The organism is Photobacterium sp. DNB22_13_2 (genome assembly GCF_052873915.1).
On the sequence record NZ_JBNNXU010000098.1, the window covers coordinates 1 to 289 of the forward strand.

At 40.8% G+C, this 289-nt stretch carries 1 rRNA gene; it reads right to left on the reverse strand.

Features of this window, described 5'->3' with window-relative positions:
• Positions 1-213: 213 nt before the first annotated feature.
• Positions 214-289: ribosomal RNA gene (gene rrf / locus ACVA58_RS27955) — 5S ribosomal RNA — on the reverse strand; the annotation flags it as partial.

Sequence of the window (289 nt, forward strand, 5' to 3'; positions counted from 1 at the left end):
TTTCATTGATAATTCTTTTGTTGACTATCATTTCACGAGTGCCCACACAGATTGCATGGTCAAATTGTTAAAGAACATATTGCCTTTCAGTGCCTTAGCACCTAAGCAGGACGCGTATAATACGTCACTGACTTTGAAAGTCAACATAAAACTCTACGAAAACGTAAAGCCTTATGGTGACTTGCTTATTAAATAAGCAAAGTCGAAATTAAAGCCTGGCGATGTCCTACTCTCACATGGGGAGACCCCACACTACCATCGGCGCTATTACGTTTCACTACTGAGTTCG